The organism is Eggerthella lenta DSM 2243, from assembly GCF_000024265.1.
In the GTDB taxonomy this organism is placed as follows: Bacteria; Actinomycetota; Coriobacteriia; order Coriobacteriales; family Eggerthellaceae; genus Eggerthella; species Eggerthella lenta.
Genome location: NC_013204.1, coordinates 588,683 through 605,472, shown reverse-complemented (window position 1 = coordinate 605,472; position 16,790 = coordinate 588,683). Strand labels below are relative to the sequence as shown.

10 protein-coding genes are annotated in these 16,790 nt (G+C 63.8%); 5 read left to right on the top strand and 5 right to left on the bottom strand.

The annotated features are described in order from the left end of the window. The first annotated feature begins 374 nt into the window (after positions 1-374). The 4 genes from ELEN_RS02355 (at position 375) to ELEN_RS02340 (ending at position 9,135) form a co-directional block, all read left to right on the top strand. Complete coding sequence (locus tag ELEN_RS02355; RefSeq protein ID WP_015759999.1) at positions 375-3,428, top strand: molybdopterin-containing oxidoreductase family protein; 3,054 nt, start codon at positions 375-377, stop codon at positions 3,426-3,428. A 3-nt stretch (positions 3,429-3,431) separates the two neighbouring features. Further along, positions 3,432-4,064 carry a 4Fe-4S dicluster domain-containing protein gene (locus ELEN_RS02350; protein WP_009306099.1) on the top strand — a complete coding sequence of 211 codons (633 nt, stop codon included), beginning with the start codon at positions 3,432-3,434 and terminating at the stop codon, positions 4,062-4,064. Then, complete coding sequence (locus ELEN_RS02345) at positions 4,064-4,933, top strand: dimethyl sulfoxide reductase anchor subunit family protein (protein ID WP_015759998.1); 870 nt, start codon at positions 4,064-4,066, stop codon at positions 4,931-4,933. The genes ELEN_RS02350 and ELEN_RS02345 overlap by 1 nt, the downstream gene beginning before the upstream one ends. A gap of 410 nt (positions 4,934-5,343) precedes the next feature. After that, the gene (locus ELEN_RS02340) at positions 5,344-9,135 is read left to right on the top strand and encodes an EAL domain-containing protein (RefSeq protein WP_015759997.1); all 3,792 of its coding nucleotides are present in this window, start codon (positions 5,344-5,346) and stop codon (positions 9,133-9,135) included. Between the two features lie 2 nt (positions 9,136-9,137). On the opposite strand, the gene ELEN_RS02335 is transcribed toward ELEN_RS02340, so the two are convergent. The 5 genes from ELEN_RS02335 to ELEN_RS02315 form a co-directional block, all read right to left on the bottom strand. After that, complete coding sequence (locus ELEN_RS02335; protein ID WP_009607929.1) at positions 9,138-10,016, bottom strand: dimethyl sulfoxide reductase anchor subunit family protein; 879 nt, start codon at positions 10,014-10,016, stop codon at positions 9,138-9,140. 10 nt (positions 10,017-10,026) lie between these two features. After that, entirely contained in the window at positions 10,027-10,686 is a 660-nt protein-coding gene (gene dmsD, locus ELEN_RS02330; RefSeq protein WP_015759996.1) for a Tat proofreading chaperone DmsD, read from the bottom strand. Next, entirely contained in the window at positions 10,683-11,333 is a 651-nt protein-coding gene (locus ELEN_RS02325; protein ID WP_015759995.1) for a 4Fe-4S dicluster domain-containing protein, read from the bottom strand. The genes dmsD and ELEN_RS02325 overlap by 4 nt, the downstream gene beginning before the upstream one ends. A 170-nt stretch (positions 11,334-11,503) precedes the next feature. Further along, positions 11,504-12,118 carry a 4Fe-4S dicluster domain-containing protein gene (locus ELEN_RS02320; protein ID WP_015759994.1) on the bottom strand — a complete coding sequence of 205 codons (615 nt, stop codon included), beginning with the start codon at positions 12,116-12,118 and terminating at the stop codon, positions 11,504-11,506. A 30-nt stretch (positions 12,119-12,148) separates the two neighbouring features. Beyond that, positions 12,149-14,578, bottom strand: coding sequence for a DMSO/selenate family reductase complex A subunit (locus ELEN_RS02315; RefSeq protein WP_015759993.1), 2,430 nt, complete (start codon positions 14,576-14,578; stop codon positions 12,149-12,151). Positions 14,579-14,825: 247 nt separating this feature from the next. Here ELEN_RS02315 and ELEN_RS02310 point away from each other — a divergent pair, with 247 nt between their 5' ends. Continuing rightward, positions 14,826-16,454 (top strand): helix-turn-helix transcriptional regulator, encoded by a 1,629-nt coding sequence (locus ELEN_RS02310; RefSeq protein WP_015759992.1) that lies wholly within the window; start codon positions 14,826-14,828, stop codon positions 16,452-16,454. The last annotated feature ends 336 nt before the right edge of the window (positions 16,455-16,790 follow it).

The following is a 16,790-nucleotide window of genomic DNA, read 5'->3' as shown; positions in this document are numbered from 1 at the left end:
TGAGCCCGTACGGAACGTCGCTCGCGCCGACCCCTCTGTCGACGGGTTCGATTATACGGAAAAGATGAGCATCCCTCTTTGAGGAAGTTATTCTAGTTTCAGAATAGTTTATGACCTTCGTTTGATGTTTTTCCAGTTCAAATCGTCATCGATTTTTTCATGATCACAAGATCATAAGAATTTATGATGCGGTCGAACCCGCTTTCCAACCTTTGAACGATGCTCTGCATCCCCTCGCATCCGTATGGTCAACCCAAGCGACACGGGGACTTTGCACCGGTCCGGAGCCCGAGGCTTCGCCCGGAAGCCCCCCTCCCCGATCGCCCGAACGAAGACGAGCAAGACGAGAACGAGGAGAAAGAAGGAGGAGGAGTATGGGTAACCTGACCATGTCACGACGCACGTTCGTCAAGACCGCCGCCATCACCGGTGCGGCAGCCGCGGCGTTCGGCGCTTCGACGCACACCGCGCTGGCCGAAGAGACGTACAGCAGCGTGTCCGGCAACGACACCGTGGCCGTGAAAACGTGCTGCCGCGGCTGCGGCAAGATGGAGTGCGGCGTCAAGGTCATCGTCCAGAACGGGCGGGCCATACGCGTCGAGGGCGACGAGGGAGCGTTCCAGTCCATGGGCAACTGCTGCACGAAGTCGCAGTCGTCCATCCAGGCGGCGTACCACCCCGACCGTCTGCACTATCCCATGAAGCGCACGAACCCGAAGGGCGAGGAGCCCGGCTGGCAGCGCATCTCGTGGGACGAGGCCATGCAGTCCATCGTGGACAACTTCATGGACATCAAGGCGAAGCACGGCGGCGAGGCCATCGCCTGCCAGGTGGGCACGTCGCGCATCTGGTGCATGCACTCGGAGTCCATCCTGAAGAACATGCTGGAAACGCCGAACAACGTTGAGGCCTGGCAGATCTGCAAGGGCCCGCGCCACTTCGCCACCACCATGGTGTCGCAGTTCGCCATGTCGTGGATGGAAACCATCACGCGCCCGAAAGTGTACGTGCAGTGGGGCGGCGCGTCCGAGCTGTCCAACTACGACGACTCCTGCCGCACCACGGTGGACGTGGCATCGCGCGCCGACGTGCACATCAGCGTCGACCCCCGCATGGCCAACATGGGCAAGGAAGCCGACTACTGGCAGCACCTGCGCCCCGGCACCGACGGCGCCCTGGCCCTGGCCTGGACGAACGTCATCATCGAGAAGAAGCTCTACGACGAGCTGTACGTGAAGAAGTGGACGAACGCCCCGTTCCTCGTGTGCGAGGACATGGAGCCCTCCGGCTTCCCCACCGTGCGCACCGACGGTTCCTACTGGGACGTGAAAACCGCGCTGCTCAAGGAAAGCGACATCAAGGAGGGCGGCAGCCCCTATAAGTTCCTCGTGTACGACAACAACTGGGAGAAGCTGAAGGCCGAGGGCGTCGAGCACGAGTACGGCGCGTTCACCTGGTTCAACGCCGACCAGGAAGGCGTCATCGACGAGACCGGCGGCTTCTGGGAGGGCGAGAACTACGACTCCGAGAAGGCGCGCCAAGGCCGCGAGGCCGCGCAGGACAACCTGCTGCCGGGCCAGACGCAGGGCTGGCTGCCCGATCCCATGCCGTTCGACCCCGCCATCGACCCCGCGCTGGAAGGCGAGTTCGAGATCACGCTGAAGGACGGCAAGACCGTGAAGGTCAAGCCGGTGTGGGAGCACTACAAGGCCCGCGCCGCCGAGTACAAGCCCGAGGTGGCGGCCGAGATCACCGGCATCCCCGCCTCCGAGATCGAGGCGGCGGCCACGGCCTACGGCACGCGCATCGACCCGTCCACCGGCTACGGCAACGGCGGCATCCAGTACATGCTGGCGGTCGAGCACTTCTGCAGCGCCATCCAGAACTGCAGCGCCTTCGACAACCTCGTGGGCATCACCGGCAACATGGACACCCCGGGCGGCAACCGCGGCCCGACCATCGTCCCCATCGACGGCGACCTCCAGGGCTTCAGCGCCTGGGCCCCCGGCGCCACCACCCCGCCGGAGGAAGTCAACCGCAAGCAGATCGGCATCGACAAGTTCCCGCTTCTGGGCTGGTGGCAGTACTGGTGCGACAGCCATTCGCTGTGGGACGCCGTCATCACGGGCGACCCCTACCCGGTGCGCGCCCTCTGGAACGAGTCCGGCAACTTCATGAGCCAGACGAACACCACGCGCGCCTGGGAGGCCCTGTGCTCGCTTGACTTCTACGTGGACCTCAACCTGTGGCACACGCCGCAGAACGACACCGCCGACATCATCCTGCCGGTGGCCCATTGGATCGAGCTCAACTCGCCGCGCGCCAGCCAAGGTTCCGCCGGCGCCATGGGCGCCACGGTCAAGTGCGTGCAGCCGCCCGCGGAAGCCAAGTACGATCCCGAGATCGTCATGGACCTCGCCCGCCGCATGAACTGGAAGTGGACCGACGAGCCGGGCAACGAGTGGCCCGACATCAACTGGCAGCTGGACGACTCCATCAAGCTGCTCACCGACGACGAGCTGACCTACACCACGTGGCACGTCGAGAACGGCAAGCCCACGTTCGAGCGCCACGGCGTTCCGATGGCCGAGGTCACGCCCAAGTACAAGACGTGGGACGAGTACGTCAAGGCCTTCCAGGAGCACGGCTGGTGGCAGGCGAAGGACATCGAGCCGCGCAACTGGGGCACGTACCGCCGCTACCAGACCGGCGCGATGCGCGCACGCGACCGCGTGTGGGGCCGCCTCGACTACACGGCCGGCAAGGGCATCGGCGACTGGAAGCCGGGCTGGTTCACCCCGACGATGAAGCAGGAGATCTGGTCCACCGTCATGGAATCGCACCATCCCGACCATCCCGAGTGGAGGCTTCCCACCTACACCGAGCCGCCTCACGGCCCGAAGGACGGCGACCGCATCAAGGAGTACCCGCTGACCGCCACCACCGGCCGTCGCATCCCGGTGTACTTCCACTCCGAGCATCGTCAGCTGCCCTGGTGCCGCGAGCTGTGGCCCGTGCCGCGCGTGGAGATCAACCCGAAGACGGCCGCCGAGTACGGCATCGAGCAGGGCGACTGGGTGTGGATCGAAACCGAATGGGGCAAGATCCGCGAAGTGGCCGACCTGTACTACGGCGTGAAGGAAGACGTCATCAACCTCGAGCACACGTGGTGGTACCCCGAGGTGAAGGACGCCGGCCACGGCTGGCAGTTCTCCCAGGTGAACCAGCTGATCGACCACTACGCCCAGGATCCGCACTCCGGCACATCCAACCTGCGCGCCTACCAGGTGAAGATCTACAAGGCCACGCCCGAGAACTCGCCGTTCAACAACCCCGTGCCGTGCGACTCCACCGGCACGCCCATCATCCATACCTCCGACGACCCCCGTCTGAAGGAATGGCTGCCTACCTACGAAGGGAGGGAGTAAACCATGACGAAGGCTATCATCACCGACCTCAACCGGTGCGTGGGCTGCCTGGCGTGCTCGGTCGCCTGCAAGGCGGTCAACAACGTGCCCATCGGCAGCTACTGGAACAAAGTGGTGCGCGTGGGGCCGAACCCCATCCCGGGCGGATCAGGGCAGTACCCCGACGTGTACATGTACTTCCTGCCCATCAGCTGCCAGCACTGCGAGAACCCCGAGTGCGTGAAGGTGTGCCCCACCGAGGCGTCGCACGTGGCCGAGGACGGCTCCATCCAGATCGACAAGGAGAAGTGCATCGGCTGCCAGTTCTGCGTCATGGCCTGCCCCTACGGCGTCCGCTACCTCAACGAGGAGGAGAAGGTCGTCGAGAAGTGCACGCTGTGCGAGCAGAAGCTGTCGCAGGGCGAGCTGCCCCAGTGCGTCAGCCAGTGCGGCGGCAACGCCCGCTGGATCGGCGACACCGAGGCCGGCTACGAGTCGTTCGAGGGCTCCGAGGACCCGCTGGGCAAGCGCCGCAAGATGGTGGAGTTCCTGGAGCCGTTCACCGACGCCGACGTGCACAAGCTGCCCGACGTGGGCAACAAGCCGTCGTACTCCTACATCCTACGCGACCATCACTGGGAAGGAGGTGATGAGTAATGGAAACGCAGTGGCCTCTCGTCATCTTCACGCTGTTCGTATGCTTGACCTGCGGCACGCTGGGCGGCATGTCCATCCTGGCGCTCAAGGGCCAGGGCAGGAACCTGCAGATGACCGCGCTCATCACGTCCGCCGTCTCGCTGGTGGTAGGCGGCATCGGAGCCTTCCTGCACCTCGAGCACTGGGAGCGCATCTTCAACGGCTTCGGGCACATCACGTCGGGCATCACCCAGGAGCTCATCGGATGCGTGGCGCTGGCCATCGTCATCGTCGCATGGTTCGTGGTCCTTCGAGGCGGCAAGCCCGTTCCCAAGGCGCTGGCCTGGGCGACCCTCGCGGTTGCCGTGCTCATGATGGTCGCCACCGCGCACTCCTACCTCATGCCGGCCCGTCCCGCGTGGGGCCTGGCGCTCGTGGCGTTCTATCTGGGCAACGCGTGCCTCCTGGGCGCCGCGGCCGTCTGGCTGATCTCCATCCTGAAGAAGGACGAGGCCGTCGAGGCGACGGGCATCCAGCTGACGTTCATCGCGGCCCTCGTGCAGATCGTGGCCGACGTGGTGTTCGTCATCGCCTGCGCCATGGCGAAGATCGCGCAATTCGGCTACTACGCCGACCCGACATCGATGACCACGGCCCCCACGCACGTCGACAGCCTGATGACCGTCATGGTGTCCGGCGCGGGAGCGCCCATGTTCTGGGGCTCCATCGTCTCCGTGATCGTGGCTGCGGCCTGCGCCTTCGTGGCGAAGAAGAAGGTGGGCGCCTCCAAGACGCTCATGGTCGTCGCCGCCATCGGCGCGCTGGCCACCTCCGTGATGTTTCGCGTGCTGATCTACCAGCTGGGCTACCCAGTGGTCCTGATGTACTAACCGCACGACGCCCGGCATCTTCGGATGCCGGGCGGCACCCCGGTCGCGTTCCGGGAAGGAAACTGCAGCCTTCCCGGAACCGATCGAGGCAAGCGGGGCGATCCCCCTCCCCCGGCCCCGCTTGCCTCGATCTTGCGCCGCCGCCCCTCCCCTCATGCGGCGAACCAGATCGACCCATCGGCCCGGCCGTCCGCCCCTCCCCCTATCGCGGACCGCCGGGCATCTTCATGCCCCGATCCCGACCATCTCCTCTTTTCCCGTTCACGTCGTCGGAAAAGCCGGCGCGGACGCCTCGTGGGCGTCCGCACACGGACGAACAACCGGAGACCATGGCATCATTTTGCGCCTGCCGAACCCAACCCGTCGCCGAAGCCCTACAATGGATCAAAGAGCTTGAGACAGGAGATCCGATGCCGGGCAGCCGACGAAAAAGCGCCTCGACGCAAGGCCATACGTATGTCATCGACCAATCGTATCGCGTCGTGTATCTCGACCGTGCGGCCCGTCGTGTATTCCCCGGTGGACGAGTGGGCGAACTCTGCTACGAATGCTTCCGCGGGCAAAGCGAACCGTGCAAGGACTGCCCCTGGAACGCCGAGTCGAACGAGCACGCGACGCAAAGCGTCATCTACAGCGCGCGCACGGGAAGTTGGTACGAGATAACCTGCCTCGAGCTGGACTGGTTCAACGAAGGCCCCTGCGTGCTGTTCTCCGGCCATCCCGTCGACGAGCACAGCCGCAGCTTGTTCACGTCGTTGAGCGAGCCGTCATCTTACGATGAGCTGTTCGAACTCAACCTCACCGACGATGCATACAAGATTCTCTACCATGAGCCCGGAAAATTCACGACGCCTCCGCTCGAGGGACGCATCAGCGACATGTTCCCCGACGTGCGCGACCGCATGATCCACCCCGAAGACCGCGATCGCTTCCATGCGTTCTGGGATTTCGACACGTTGCTCGACCGCATCGAACAAGCAGGCGGCGCACTGCGCGGAGAGTTCCGCAAGCACCTCGAATCGGGGGCATGGAGCTGGACGTCGCTGACCGTGGCACCCGTCAAGCGCGGCGGAAGCGGCGAGCGCGTGGTCATGTGCTTCATCGCGGACATCGAAGAAGAGATGCAGCGACGCACGGATCAGGCAGAACGCTCGCAAATCCAGCTATTGCGCGAACGCGAGCAGCTGACCGGCCTGTACAATGCGGCTACGTTTTACGACAAAGCCGAACACCTGGTAGCCGACATGCCCGACATCGCGTACGATGCAGCGTACATCGACATCGAGCACTTCAAAATATACAACGAGTGGCATGGGCGCGAAGCAGGCGACGCCATCTTGCGCGCCATCGCCTCACGTATCGGGGAGATCGCCCGTAAGCACGGCGGCATAGCCGGCTACCTGGGCGGCGACGATTTCACGCTGCTGCTGCCTCACGGCCTGATCGACGAAAAACGCGTGGAAAGCGAGCTGAAGAAGGAGCCGTTCGATTCCGAGGACACCATCGGGTTCCAGCCCGCTTTCGGAGTGTGCGCCATCGACAGCCCGGACGTGTCCGTAGTCACCGCCTGCGACCATGCGATGATCGCCATGAACTCCGTCAAAGGCGCCTACACCAAGCGCATCGCCTGGTACGAAGCCGAGATGACCGAGGAGATGGAGACCGAGGCGAAGATCCTGCTCGAGGTGAAGCGCGCGCTGACGAACCATGAGTTCGTGCTGCACTGGCAACCGCAATGCAACACGCGCACCGAGCGCATCGTGGGCCTCGAAGCCCTCGTGCGCTGGCAGCACCCTTCGCGCGGCATCGTCATGCCGGGCGCGTTCATCCCCGTGCTCGAGCGCAACAACTTCATCGCCAGCCTCGATCTGTACGTATGGGAGGAAGCGTGCCGCCATATCCGTTCATGGATTGATCGCGGCGGTGTGCCCATTCCCGTATCGGTGAACATCTCCCGGGCCGACCTGTACGCCATCGACGTGGTCGAAGCGCTGGAAGGCCTGGTCTCAAGATACGACCTCGACCATCGCCTGCTAGAGCTCGAGATCACCGAAAGCGCGTACGCAGAAGACGAGAAAATGGCCGATGCGGTCGCCCGTCTCAAAGGACTCGGCTTCACCATCCTCATGGACGATTTCGGCAGCGGTTATTCCTCGCTCAACATGCTGAAGGACATCACGGTCGACATCTTGAAAATCGACATGGGCTTCCTCGCTCGACAGGATCAGTCTCAACGCAGCGAAAGCATCCTTGAGGCCATCGTGTCCATGGCTCGATTCATGGATCTGCGCATCATCGCCGAGGGCGCCGAGACGAAGGAGCAGGTGGACTTCCTGCAAGGCATAGGTTGCGATTACGCGCAGGGCTACTACTTTTACCGTCCCATGTCTACCGAGGCGCTCGAGCAACTGCTGTCGCAGGACGGCATCGTGGACTACCGAGGCGTGTTGAACCCCAGCATGGAGCTCATCGACGTGAACGCGCTGCTGCACGACGACATGGTAAGCCGCGCTGCTGTAAACAACCTGATCGGCGGCTTAGCCGTGTACGCCGTGTACGCCGACCGTTTCGAGCTGCTGCAAGTGAACAACGAGTACTACCACGTCACCGGATGCAACTCGATCGATCTGCGCGAACGACAGAACCGGATCTCACGCCAAGTGCACCCCGACGATCTGCCCCTCGTACAAAGCATGTTCGCCGAAGCGTACGAGCGCCCCGTCACGGGAGCCGAAGCCACCTTTCGTCGGTACCGACTGAACGGCGAGATCATGTGGATGCGCATGCGCGCCTTCTTCCTGCGCCGCGAGCAAGACCGCACCATCTTCTTCGCCTCGCTGGCGGACGTGACCGAGCAGAAACAGCAGGAAGACGAGCTGCGCGAGTCGCAGGCGGTGCTCGAATTGGAAGACGAGGTCCTGCATCGCATCATTCAGCAATCGGATCTGAACGTGTGGGTGTACGACATCGCTTCCGACCGACTGTCGTTCCAGAACCTCTCGTCGAACGGCATCGCCTCCCTTTTGGCCGCCTCGGCGGACGAGGAGGACACCGCCAGCCTGGGCGACGACGTGAGCAATGTCCTGCGGAGGCTGTCGCGCGAAACGTTATGGGGCAGACCTGCCTCTCGCACGATCAAGGTATGGTCGAATACGGGAGAGCCGCTGACGCTGCATATAGAACGCGAGATCGTGCCAGACGCGAACGGCAAGCCCGCCCGCGTCATCGGCTACCTGGAAGATCCTTTGAACGATTCGCGGGCGAAACTGACGCGCTCGGACGACAACCGGCTGCTCGACATCCTCAAGGGCGCCGCGGTGGATCACTGGTATATCAACGTGAACACGAAGAGCTTCCTCAACTCGGCCGATCGCCGCGCATGGCGCTATTGGGCCGGAATCTCGCTGGACGACTGGTCGAGCAGCATGCTCGAAGACCGCCTTGGCAAATACATCGGCCCAAGCCAGGACGCAGAAGCCATCGAGAACTTCCTCGATTTCGACGACATGCTGCAGCGTTTCGCCGACGGAGAGCGCAACGACTCCCTCGAGTACCGACTCGGCGAAAACGACGATGAACGCTGGATGGAGCTGAGCTACCGCATGGTGCAGCTCGAGGAAGACGGCTACGTGTACGCCTATCTGTCGGTCACCGACATCGACGAGCGCAAGCGTCGCGAGCTCGATCTGGAGGACAAGGCCGAGCACGACGCGCTGACCGGCCTGCTGAACCGCCAAAGCGCCTCGGTGCGCATGGCCAACGCGCTGGAGCGCACGCTGCAGCGCGGTTACCGCGGCGCGTTCGCCATCATCGACCTCGACGACTTCAAGCAGGTGAACGACCGCTACGGCCACCTGTCGGGTGACACGGTGCTGGCCGACGTGGCGCAGCATTTGTGCGGTGCGTTCAGGAAGGGCGACCTTATCTGCCGCTGGGGCGGCGACAAGTTCGTCGTGTACTGCGAGGACATGGAGCGCGACGATATCGAGAGGCGCCTGGTCGAGCTGTCGGAAGGCCCTTGGAACGCGACGCTGCCCGACAACCGCGTGATCGAGCTGTCGGTGTCGACCGGCATCGCCATGGTGCCGCAGGACGGCATCGCGTTCAAGACGGTGTACGAGCGCGCCGATCGCGCGCTGTATCGAGCGAAATCGAAGGGCAAGGCGCACTTCTGCTTCTTCGAGGCGGACAAGGACTCCTAGGCTTATACGCCCAGACCCACCGTCATGTGCATCATGTAGAACGCGAACCGCATGACGAAGATGCCGGCCAGCACGAGCACGGCAGCTCCCGCCGCGCGCCCGACCGACAGCCGAACCCGTCGAGGCCACAATTCGACGGCGTCCAGGCCAATGCCCGCCATGCCAAGCACGCCGAACGCGCATACCATCAAACCGTACGAGGGCACCAGTTCCGCCGCCGTAAGATACGAGTTCTCGATCGAGGCCAAATCCGCACCCTGCACGCCGAACGTCACCACGTTCACGGCCAACGCCGCAGCGGCCACCATCGTCAGCACGCGTCCCATACGGCCTTCAACCGGCTCGTAACCCGCGGCGCGCAGCCCCGCGATGGCGAGTATGGGGCCGCCCACCAGCGCGTTCAGCATCAAATTGAGCGGCACGTACACCGTGTGCCACGACACTATGGTGTCGGCGGCATAGGCGCAGCCCACCGCAGCCACGAACACCGCGCCCGCCAGCATGGCCAGAACGAGCCACGCTCGCTGTAACTGCGGTTTGGGATGCTCGACGAAGTTGTACAGCCAATACAATCCGGCCAGCGCCAGAAACACCACCGCACAGAACACCTCGGTGGACAAGGGGCTGCGTCCCACCCCAAGGAACACGTACAGCGCGTTAGCGGGGTTGCCCAGGTGGGTGGCCGAGGCGACGAGACCCACCATGGCAACCACGAGGGGCAACCCCAAGAACACGTTGAGCCGCTGACGCAGGGCAACGGACGCGCCGCGCCCCAGCACGGGAAGCCCCATGCAGATGAACGCAACCACGCCCGACGGTGCCAACGTCGTGAACAGCACGAGCGTAATCTCGCCGAGCGCGGTATCGAATCCTGAAATCATGCAGGCTATCCTAGCGGTAGAACCTCGGGTAGACGACGTCCAGGCCCAACTCGGCCTGAATGCCTTCGAGCGAAGCCTTCGTGAGACGCGCGAGACCTTCATAGAAGGGCTGGCCGGCCGCCTCGATCAGCTGGTCGAGGAAGTGCGACGACCAGGTGAGCAGATGCAGCCGCAGAAACTCGCCTAGATCCTGCGGCTGGTTGCGCGCGATCCAGGCCATGAGCACCAGCATGAGGCCCACATGATCCTCGGGCGTCTTGTCGTCCGTCTGACGCGCGATGCCGTGAGAGCGCATCCACGCGCGCAGCTCCAACGTGGTCGCACCGAACACGACGCATTCGCGATCCGTGTACACCGAGCCCCAAGGCGGCGCGGGCTTCGGCGCGGGACCGATGAACAGGCGGCGGTATTCCCACACCAGGCCGTCGGCGTCGATGCCTTCCGCCAACCCCGAGCGCATGAGATCGAGGTCGCACCGCGCCTCGGCTTCGTCGACGAACGGCCACTCCACGGCGGCCTGCGCAACGTCGATCGCGGCCATGGCCGCGAAGGCCGGGCCGGCATCGCCCTTCACCGGGTCTTGCAGGTAGAACGGCCCCAGCGTCTCGCCGACGAACGCGATGGCCTCGCGCACATCCTCGGACAGCGGCACGGTTGCTTCTTCGCTCATTCCATGATCTCCTTATCGGTTGCCCGAAATCCAACTTCCAACAGGTTCGCCACGACGCCGTCCTTCGATTCCGCAGGACGGGCATCGGCGGACGGTTTGACGAACAGGTTCGGCACGGTCGCCTCGGGCCGGGGAAACGGCGCGATGGCCGCGCGCTCGCCGAGCTTCTCCATATCGCCGACCGGCCCGAAGTCCAGCGCGCGAGCCGGGCAGGCCTCGACGCACACCGGCTTCTCGCCCACGGCCACGCGTTCGATACAGCCGTCGCACTTCACCGAGTGCCCCTTTACGCGATCGACGCGCGGAGCGCTATACGGGCACGACAGATGACAGTATCCGCAGCCGATGCAGTGCCGGTCGTTGACGCTGACCAGCCCGGTCTGCTCGTCTTTGTGCATGGCCTCGGTGGGACACACGCGCACGCACACCGGATCGTCGCAATGGTTGCACGCCACCGACACGTTGTACGAGAAGCAGGTGGAGCCGAAGGTGCCGTCGCCGTTGCGAACCGTATCGCCTCCCGTGTATTCGAGCACGCGGCGGTAGGCGGTGCCGACGTCGAGGTCGTAGGCGTCTTTGCAGGCGAACATGCACGTTTTGCACCCTGAGCAACGCGTTCCATCGAAGAAAAAAGCCTGCTGGGACATGTGGCGACCTCCTCTCGTCAACACGGAACCGCAAGCGCTCCCCCTATCCCAAAAAGCGGGGTACGCTGTATTTTAGCGTACCCCGCCAAGACGTGCGCCTCGCGCCGCAGATTGCCACGAGCCCCTCACGGAGGGAAGAGGGGCCGTGGCGTCGTACGCGAACAGTCCTGCTACGCGACCTCGAGCGGGTTGGCGATTTCCGCCGCGCCCACCGGCTGAGCGTCCGCGGATGCCTTGATAAAGATGTTCGGGGTGGTTTCGGACGGGTCGGGAAGCGGAGCGATGTTGCCGCGCTCGCCCATCTTCGCCATCTCCTCGGCCGTGCCGAAGTCCAGGGCGCGGGCCGGGCAGGCCTCCACGCACACCGGCTTCTCGCCCGCGGCCACGCGCTCGGCGCAGCCGTTGCAGCGCACGGCCTTCTTCTTCTCCTCGTCCACCTTCGGCGCGTTGTACGGGCACACGATGGCGCACGTGCCGCAGCCGATGCACTTCTCCTCGTCGATGGACATGAGGCCCGTGTCGGCGTCCTTGATGATGGCGCTCTGCGGGCACTTCTCGAAGCAGATCGGCGAATCGCAGTGGTTGCACGACATGGACAGCGGATAGCTGACGCACGTGGTGGTCAGGATGCCGTCGGCGTCCTTCACGGTGTCGCCGATGGTCACCTCGTACACGTGGCGGAACGAGATGCCCAGATCGATGTTCTTGTAATCCTTGCACGCCATCTGGCAGGTCTTGCACCCGGTGCAGCGCGTGCCGTCAAAGTAGAATGCCTGTTGAGACATGGTATATCACCCTTTCTGCGGCTCGTCGCCCTACGCCTTGGTAACCTGGCAGATGTTGCTGTGCTGAGGGTTGCCCTTCGCCAGCGGAGACGGGCGATGGGTCGTCAGCGTGTTGATGCAGCCGCCCTTGTCGACGCGATCGCCGTACATGTCGGCGTCGTGCCATGCGCCCTGCGAGATGCACACCGTGCCGGGAACCACGCGCGGCGTGACCTTCGCCAGCAGCTCGATTTCGCCGAACGCGTTCTTCACGCGGATCTTGTCGCCCTGCTTGATGCTGCGCTCCTTCGCGTCGGCGGGGTTGATCCACGCCTCCTGCGGGTTGACTTCCTTGAGCAGCTCAATGCCGCCCCAAGAGGAGTGCGTGCGACCGCGATAGTGGAAGCCGCTGCAACGCAAGGGGAACTCGTCGGTGGGCACGTCGGTCTCGGTGAAGCCGTGCGTGTACACCGGGATGGGCGAAATGAGATCTTCCTCGCCAAGCTCCCAGGTGGCGGCGATGCCGGCCAGCGTCTCGGAGTAGATCTCGATCTTGCCGGTAGGGGTGTCCAGCGGGTTGGCCGCCGGATCGTTGCGGAACGCCTCGAACGCGATGGTCGCGCCCTTCGGGTTCTTGCGCGTGTAGACGCCCATCTCCATGGCCTCGTCGTACGTCGGCAGCTCGGTGTCCTTCTCGCGCGTCTTCTCGTAGAGCTCCTTGATCCACTCTTCCTGCGTCTTGCCCTCGGTGAACTGCTCCTTCACGCCCATCTTGTCGGCGATGAGGGTCAGGGCATCGTAGAGGGTCTTGCGCTCGAACTTCGGCGTGGTGCACGGCTGGCCGCTGATCATGTACGCGTTGTCGCCGCCGGTGCCGATCTGCGACACCTGCTCGAAGCGGAACAGGTCGGGCAGCAGGATGTCGGCGTATTTGGCGGAGTCCGTCATGGCCGTCTCCCACACCACGATGAACTCGCACTTGCTCTCGTCGGCAAGGATGTCGTGCGCGTAGTTGATGTCGCCATGCTGGTTCGTCAGGCAGTTGCCGGCGTAGTTCAGCATGCACTTGATGTTCTGGTTGAGCTTGTCGGCGCCCGTCACGGCGGAGTTGAGCGCCGTCATCTCGGTGCCATGGTCGATGGCCTCGGTGAACAGGAACACGGGGATCTTCGCCTTGATGGGGTTGTCACCGGCCGGCAGGGACTGCAGGCTGATGGAGTACGAACCCTCGCGGCAGCCGTTGCTCGTGCCCGGCAGACCGACCTGGCCGGTCAGCAGCGGCAGCATCATGATGGACCAGCAGTTCAGCTCGCCGTTGCTGCGGCGCTGCGGGCCCCAGCCCTGCACGACGTACAGCGGCTTGGCAGCGCCGATCTCGGCCGCCAGCTCCTTGATGCGGTCGGCGGAGATGCCGCAGATGGGGGCGGCCCACTCGGGGGTCTTCTCCACCATGTCGTAGCCGGTGCCCATGATGTAGTCCTTGTAGGACTTGCTCTGGCCCTTGGCGCTCTCGGGCATGGTGTCCTCGTCGTAGCCGACGCAGTAGGTGTCCAGGAACTCCTTGTCCACCAGGTCGTTCGCGATCAGCTCGTGCGCGATGGCGGAGCAGAGCGCGGCGTCGGTGCCGGGGTTGATGGGCTGCCACTCGGCGGAACGGCCCATGACGGAATCGTTCATGCGGGGGTCGATGTAGATCATCTTGCCCTTCGTGGTTTCGCGCAGATGCACCCAGTCGTAGTGCGACACGGCGCCGCCCTGGCGCGTCTCGGTCGGGCTCGTGCCGAACGCGAGGATGAGCGCGGCGTCCTCGGCGGCGTTGAGCGTGCTGCCGCTGAAGCCCGATGCGCCGTAGGTGTGAGGCACGATCATTTCCATCTGCATGGCGCTGTAGTCGCCGTACGATCCCAGGCAACCGCCGATGCAGTTCATGAAACGCGGCAGCGAGCGAGCCGTCGTGGAGCTCACGCCCGTCGCGTAGGGGATGTACACGGACTCGTTGCCGTACTCGTCGATGATGCGCTTGAGCTCGCTGGCGATCGTGTCAACGGCCTCGTCCCACGAGATTTGCTCGAACTTGCCTTCGCCGCGCTTGCCGACGCGCTTCATGGGGTAGTTGATGCGGTCGGGGTTCGCGAGCCAGCGGCGGTACGTACGACCGCGCAGGCAGGCGCGAGGCTGCACCTCGTCGAAGCCGGCGTCCTTGCTCGTGTAGGTTTCCACCCAGGCGACCTCGTCGTCCTGCACGTGGAACTTCAGGCTGCAACGGCCGGGACAGTTGATGGCGCAGTGGCCCCACGTCGTGGTCTCCTCGACGGCCTGCGTCGCAGCGGCGTCGCCGCCCTTCGCGCCGTCGGCGCTCGGCGAGCAGCCGAACAGCGACACGGCACCCGTGCCCATCGCAGCCGCACCCAGGCCGGCCAGCGCCGAGCCCTTCATGAACGTGCGGCGAGACACCTGAGCATTCTCCAACATGTTCGTCATGGTCCCTCCCTCTTTCACTCTCTCGTCCTGTGCTCCGCTTCCCAGGCGGAACGCTTCGCATTGTGGCACTCCCCCGCGACCGCCGTGTCACATAAAATATGCGAACTTATCGTTTCCCCAGGTCACAAGACAGCACTTTGGGTAATGCGTCGCACGATACTTCTGACAATACCGTTATACTGATGCAACGGGAACAGTGTGCGGGAACGGAAAAACCGCATATGCGCGCGGTCTCGGGGGAGGATCTTTGAACGCAGCCACCATCGTCAGCATCATGAAGCCGAACATCACCTCGCTCGGCTACGGCTTGTTCTTGGCCATCAACGCCGCGGGCGTATGGGGCGGCGTGTTCCCGTTTCTTCCGATGGAGTTCCAAACCACCGAGATCGTGTTCTGGTTCTTCCTCGCGCAATCGCTCGTGTTCTCGTTCAGCTACTTCGCCAGCGCCCTGGGATCGTACTTCTTCCCCGGCCCCACGCGCACATTCATCGTACGGCTGGCCACCATGCCCTACCTTTTGGGATGGTGCTGCCTCATCGCGGCCATCTATCTGGACGCATGGGCGCTGCCGCTCGTCGTCAGCGGCGGCGCGCTCCTGGGCCTGGGGTCGGCCGGTTTCTACATGCTGTGGCAACGCCTGTTCGCCAGCCAGGATTCCGACACCGGCAACCGCGACCTCATCAAGGGTACCCTATACGCGGCGGTGCTGTACTTCTCGCTGTACCTTATTCCGCAAGCGGTGACGGCGTTTCTCATCCCGCTCGTGTTCCTGCCGCTATTCGGGTTGACCATTGTGCTGAAAAGCCGCGAGATCGACCTCGATCAAGCCATGTTCCAGGACGTGCCGCGCGACCATCCGCTCGTGTACCAGCGCCTGGTGAACGACTACTGGCGAAGCGCGCTATGCGTGGGCGCGCTGGGGTTCTGCACGGGCATCATGCGCTCCCTGGCCATCGGCGAGCCGGCGGTGGGATCACTCGTGAACGTGCTGTCGATGGGCGGATCGTTGACCGCGGCTATATCGCTGCTGGTGCTGTGGCAGTTCAAGAACCTCAGCGTGAACGTGGTGGGCGCCTACCGCGTCTTCTTCCCGTTCGTCATCACCTCGTTTCTGCTGCTGCCGTTTCTGCCCGAGGAGTACGCGCGCTGGCTGGCCGGCGGCCTGTACGCCGTGTACAGCGTGGCTATCATGCTCATGATGATTCAATGCGCGCAAGCTTCGCGCGACCGCGGCATCAACCCCGTGTTCATCTACGGGTTCTTCGGCGGCATCGTGTACGCGCTGCACGACGTGGGCTTCATCGGCGGCACGTTCGCCGAGCAGACCATGATCATCGGCATCGCGCCGCTCGCCGTGGTGGCGCTCGTGGCCGTGTACCTGCTGGGGCTCATGTACTTCATCGGACAGGGCGGGTTCCGCCGCATCTTCAAACACGACAGCGATGCCGCGGCCAGCATCGAGCTGGTCGCCCTACGCGCGCATGCGCCCGAGAAGAAGCCTGCAGGGGCGAACGCGGAGGGCGAAAAGCCCGACGACGCGGTGCCGAAGAAGGCGGGCAAGCGCGGCGATCGGCCGCCTCGCGCGAGCCGCAAGCCGCAGCGCGAACGCAAGCGCGAGGAGCGCGTGTACCTCGACCGCATCTCGAAGCAGGCGGCGCTGTTGCAGCAGCATTACCGTCTGAGCGAGCGCGAGACGGAGGTCATGGAGCTCATCGCGCGCGGCAACACCGTGGCGCGCATCGCCGAGGATCTCGTGGTCACCGAGAACACCATCCGCACGCACTCGAAGCGCATCTACGCGAAGCTGGACATCCACAAGAAGCAGGAGCTGCTCGACCTCATCGAGTCCTTCGACCCCAACGACTTGCAGGAATAGAAACGCTGCAGTGCGCGGAAGCCCGCTTCGAGACCCTTTGCCTAAGGTCGCGCGCGACCCCGATTGTTGTACATCGATTCTCCTTGCGGAGCACGGCCGTTTTTGTATAATAAGGGCGAGCCGCAGGGAGCGCTAACTCCCCACGGCTCTCGGATCGCTTCGGCGGTTTGGGTTTACTGTGAGCGCTCCTTTCCCTTGCGGGTTTGGAGCGCGTCTCTTATCATCAGGAAAATCTCGATGATTCGGGACATCAGCCTCATAAGCACTTCAGCCAACACCAGCAAATCCAAAACGGTCATGGTCATCACCTCCGTTCATCTAGAATATGAGAGGGAG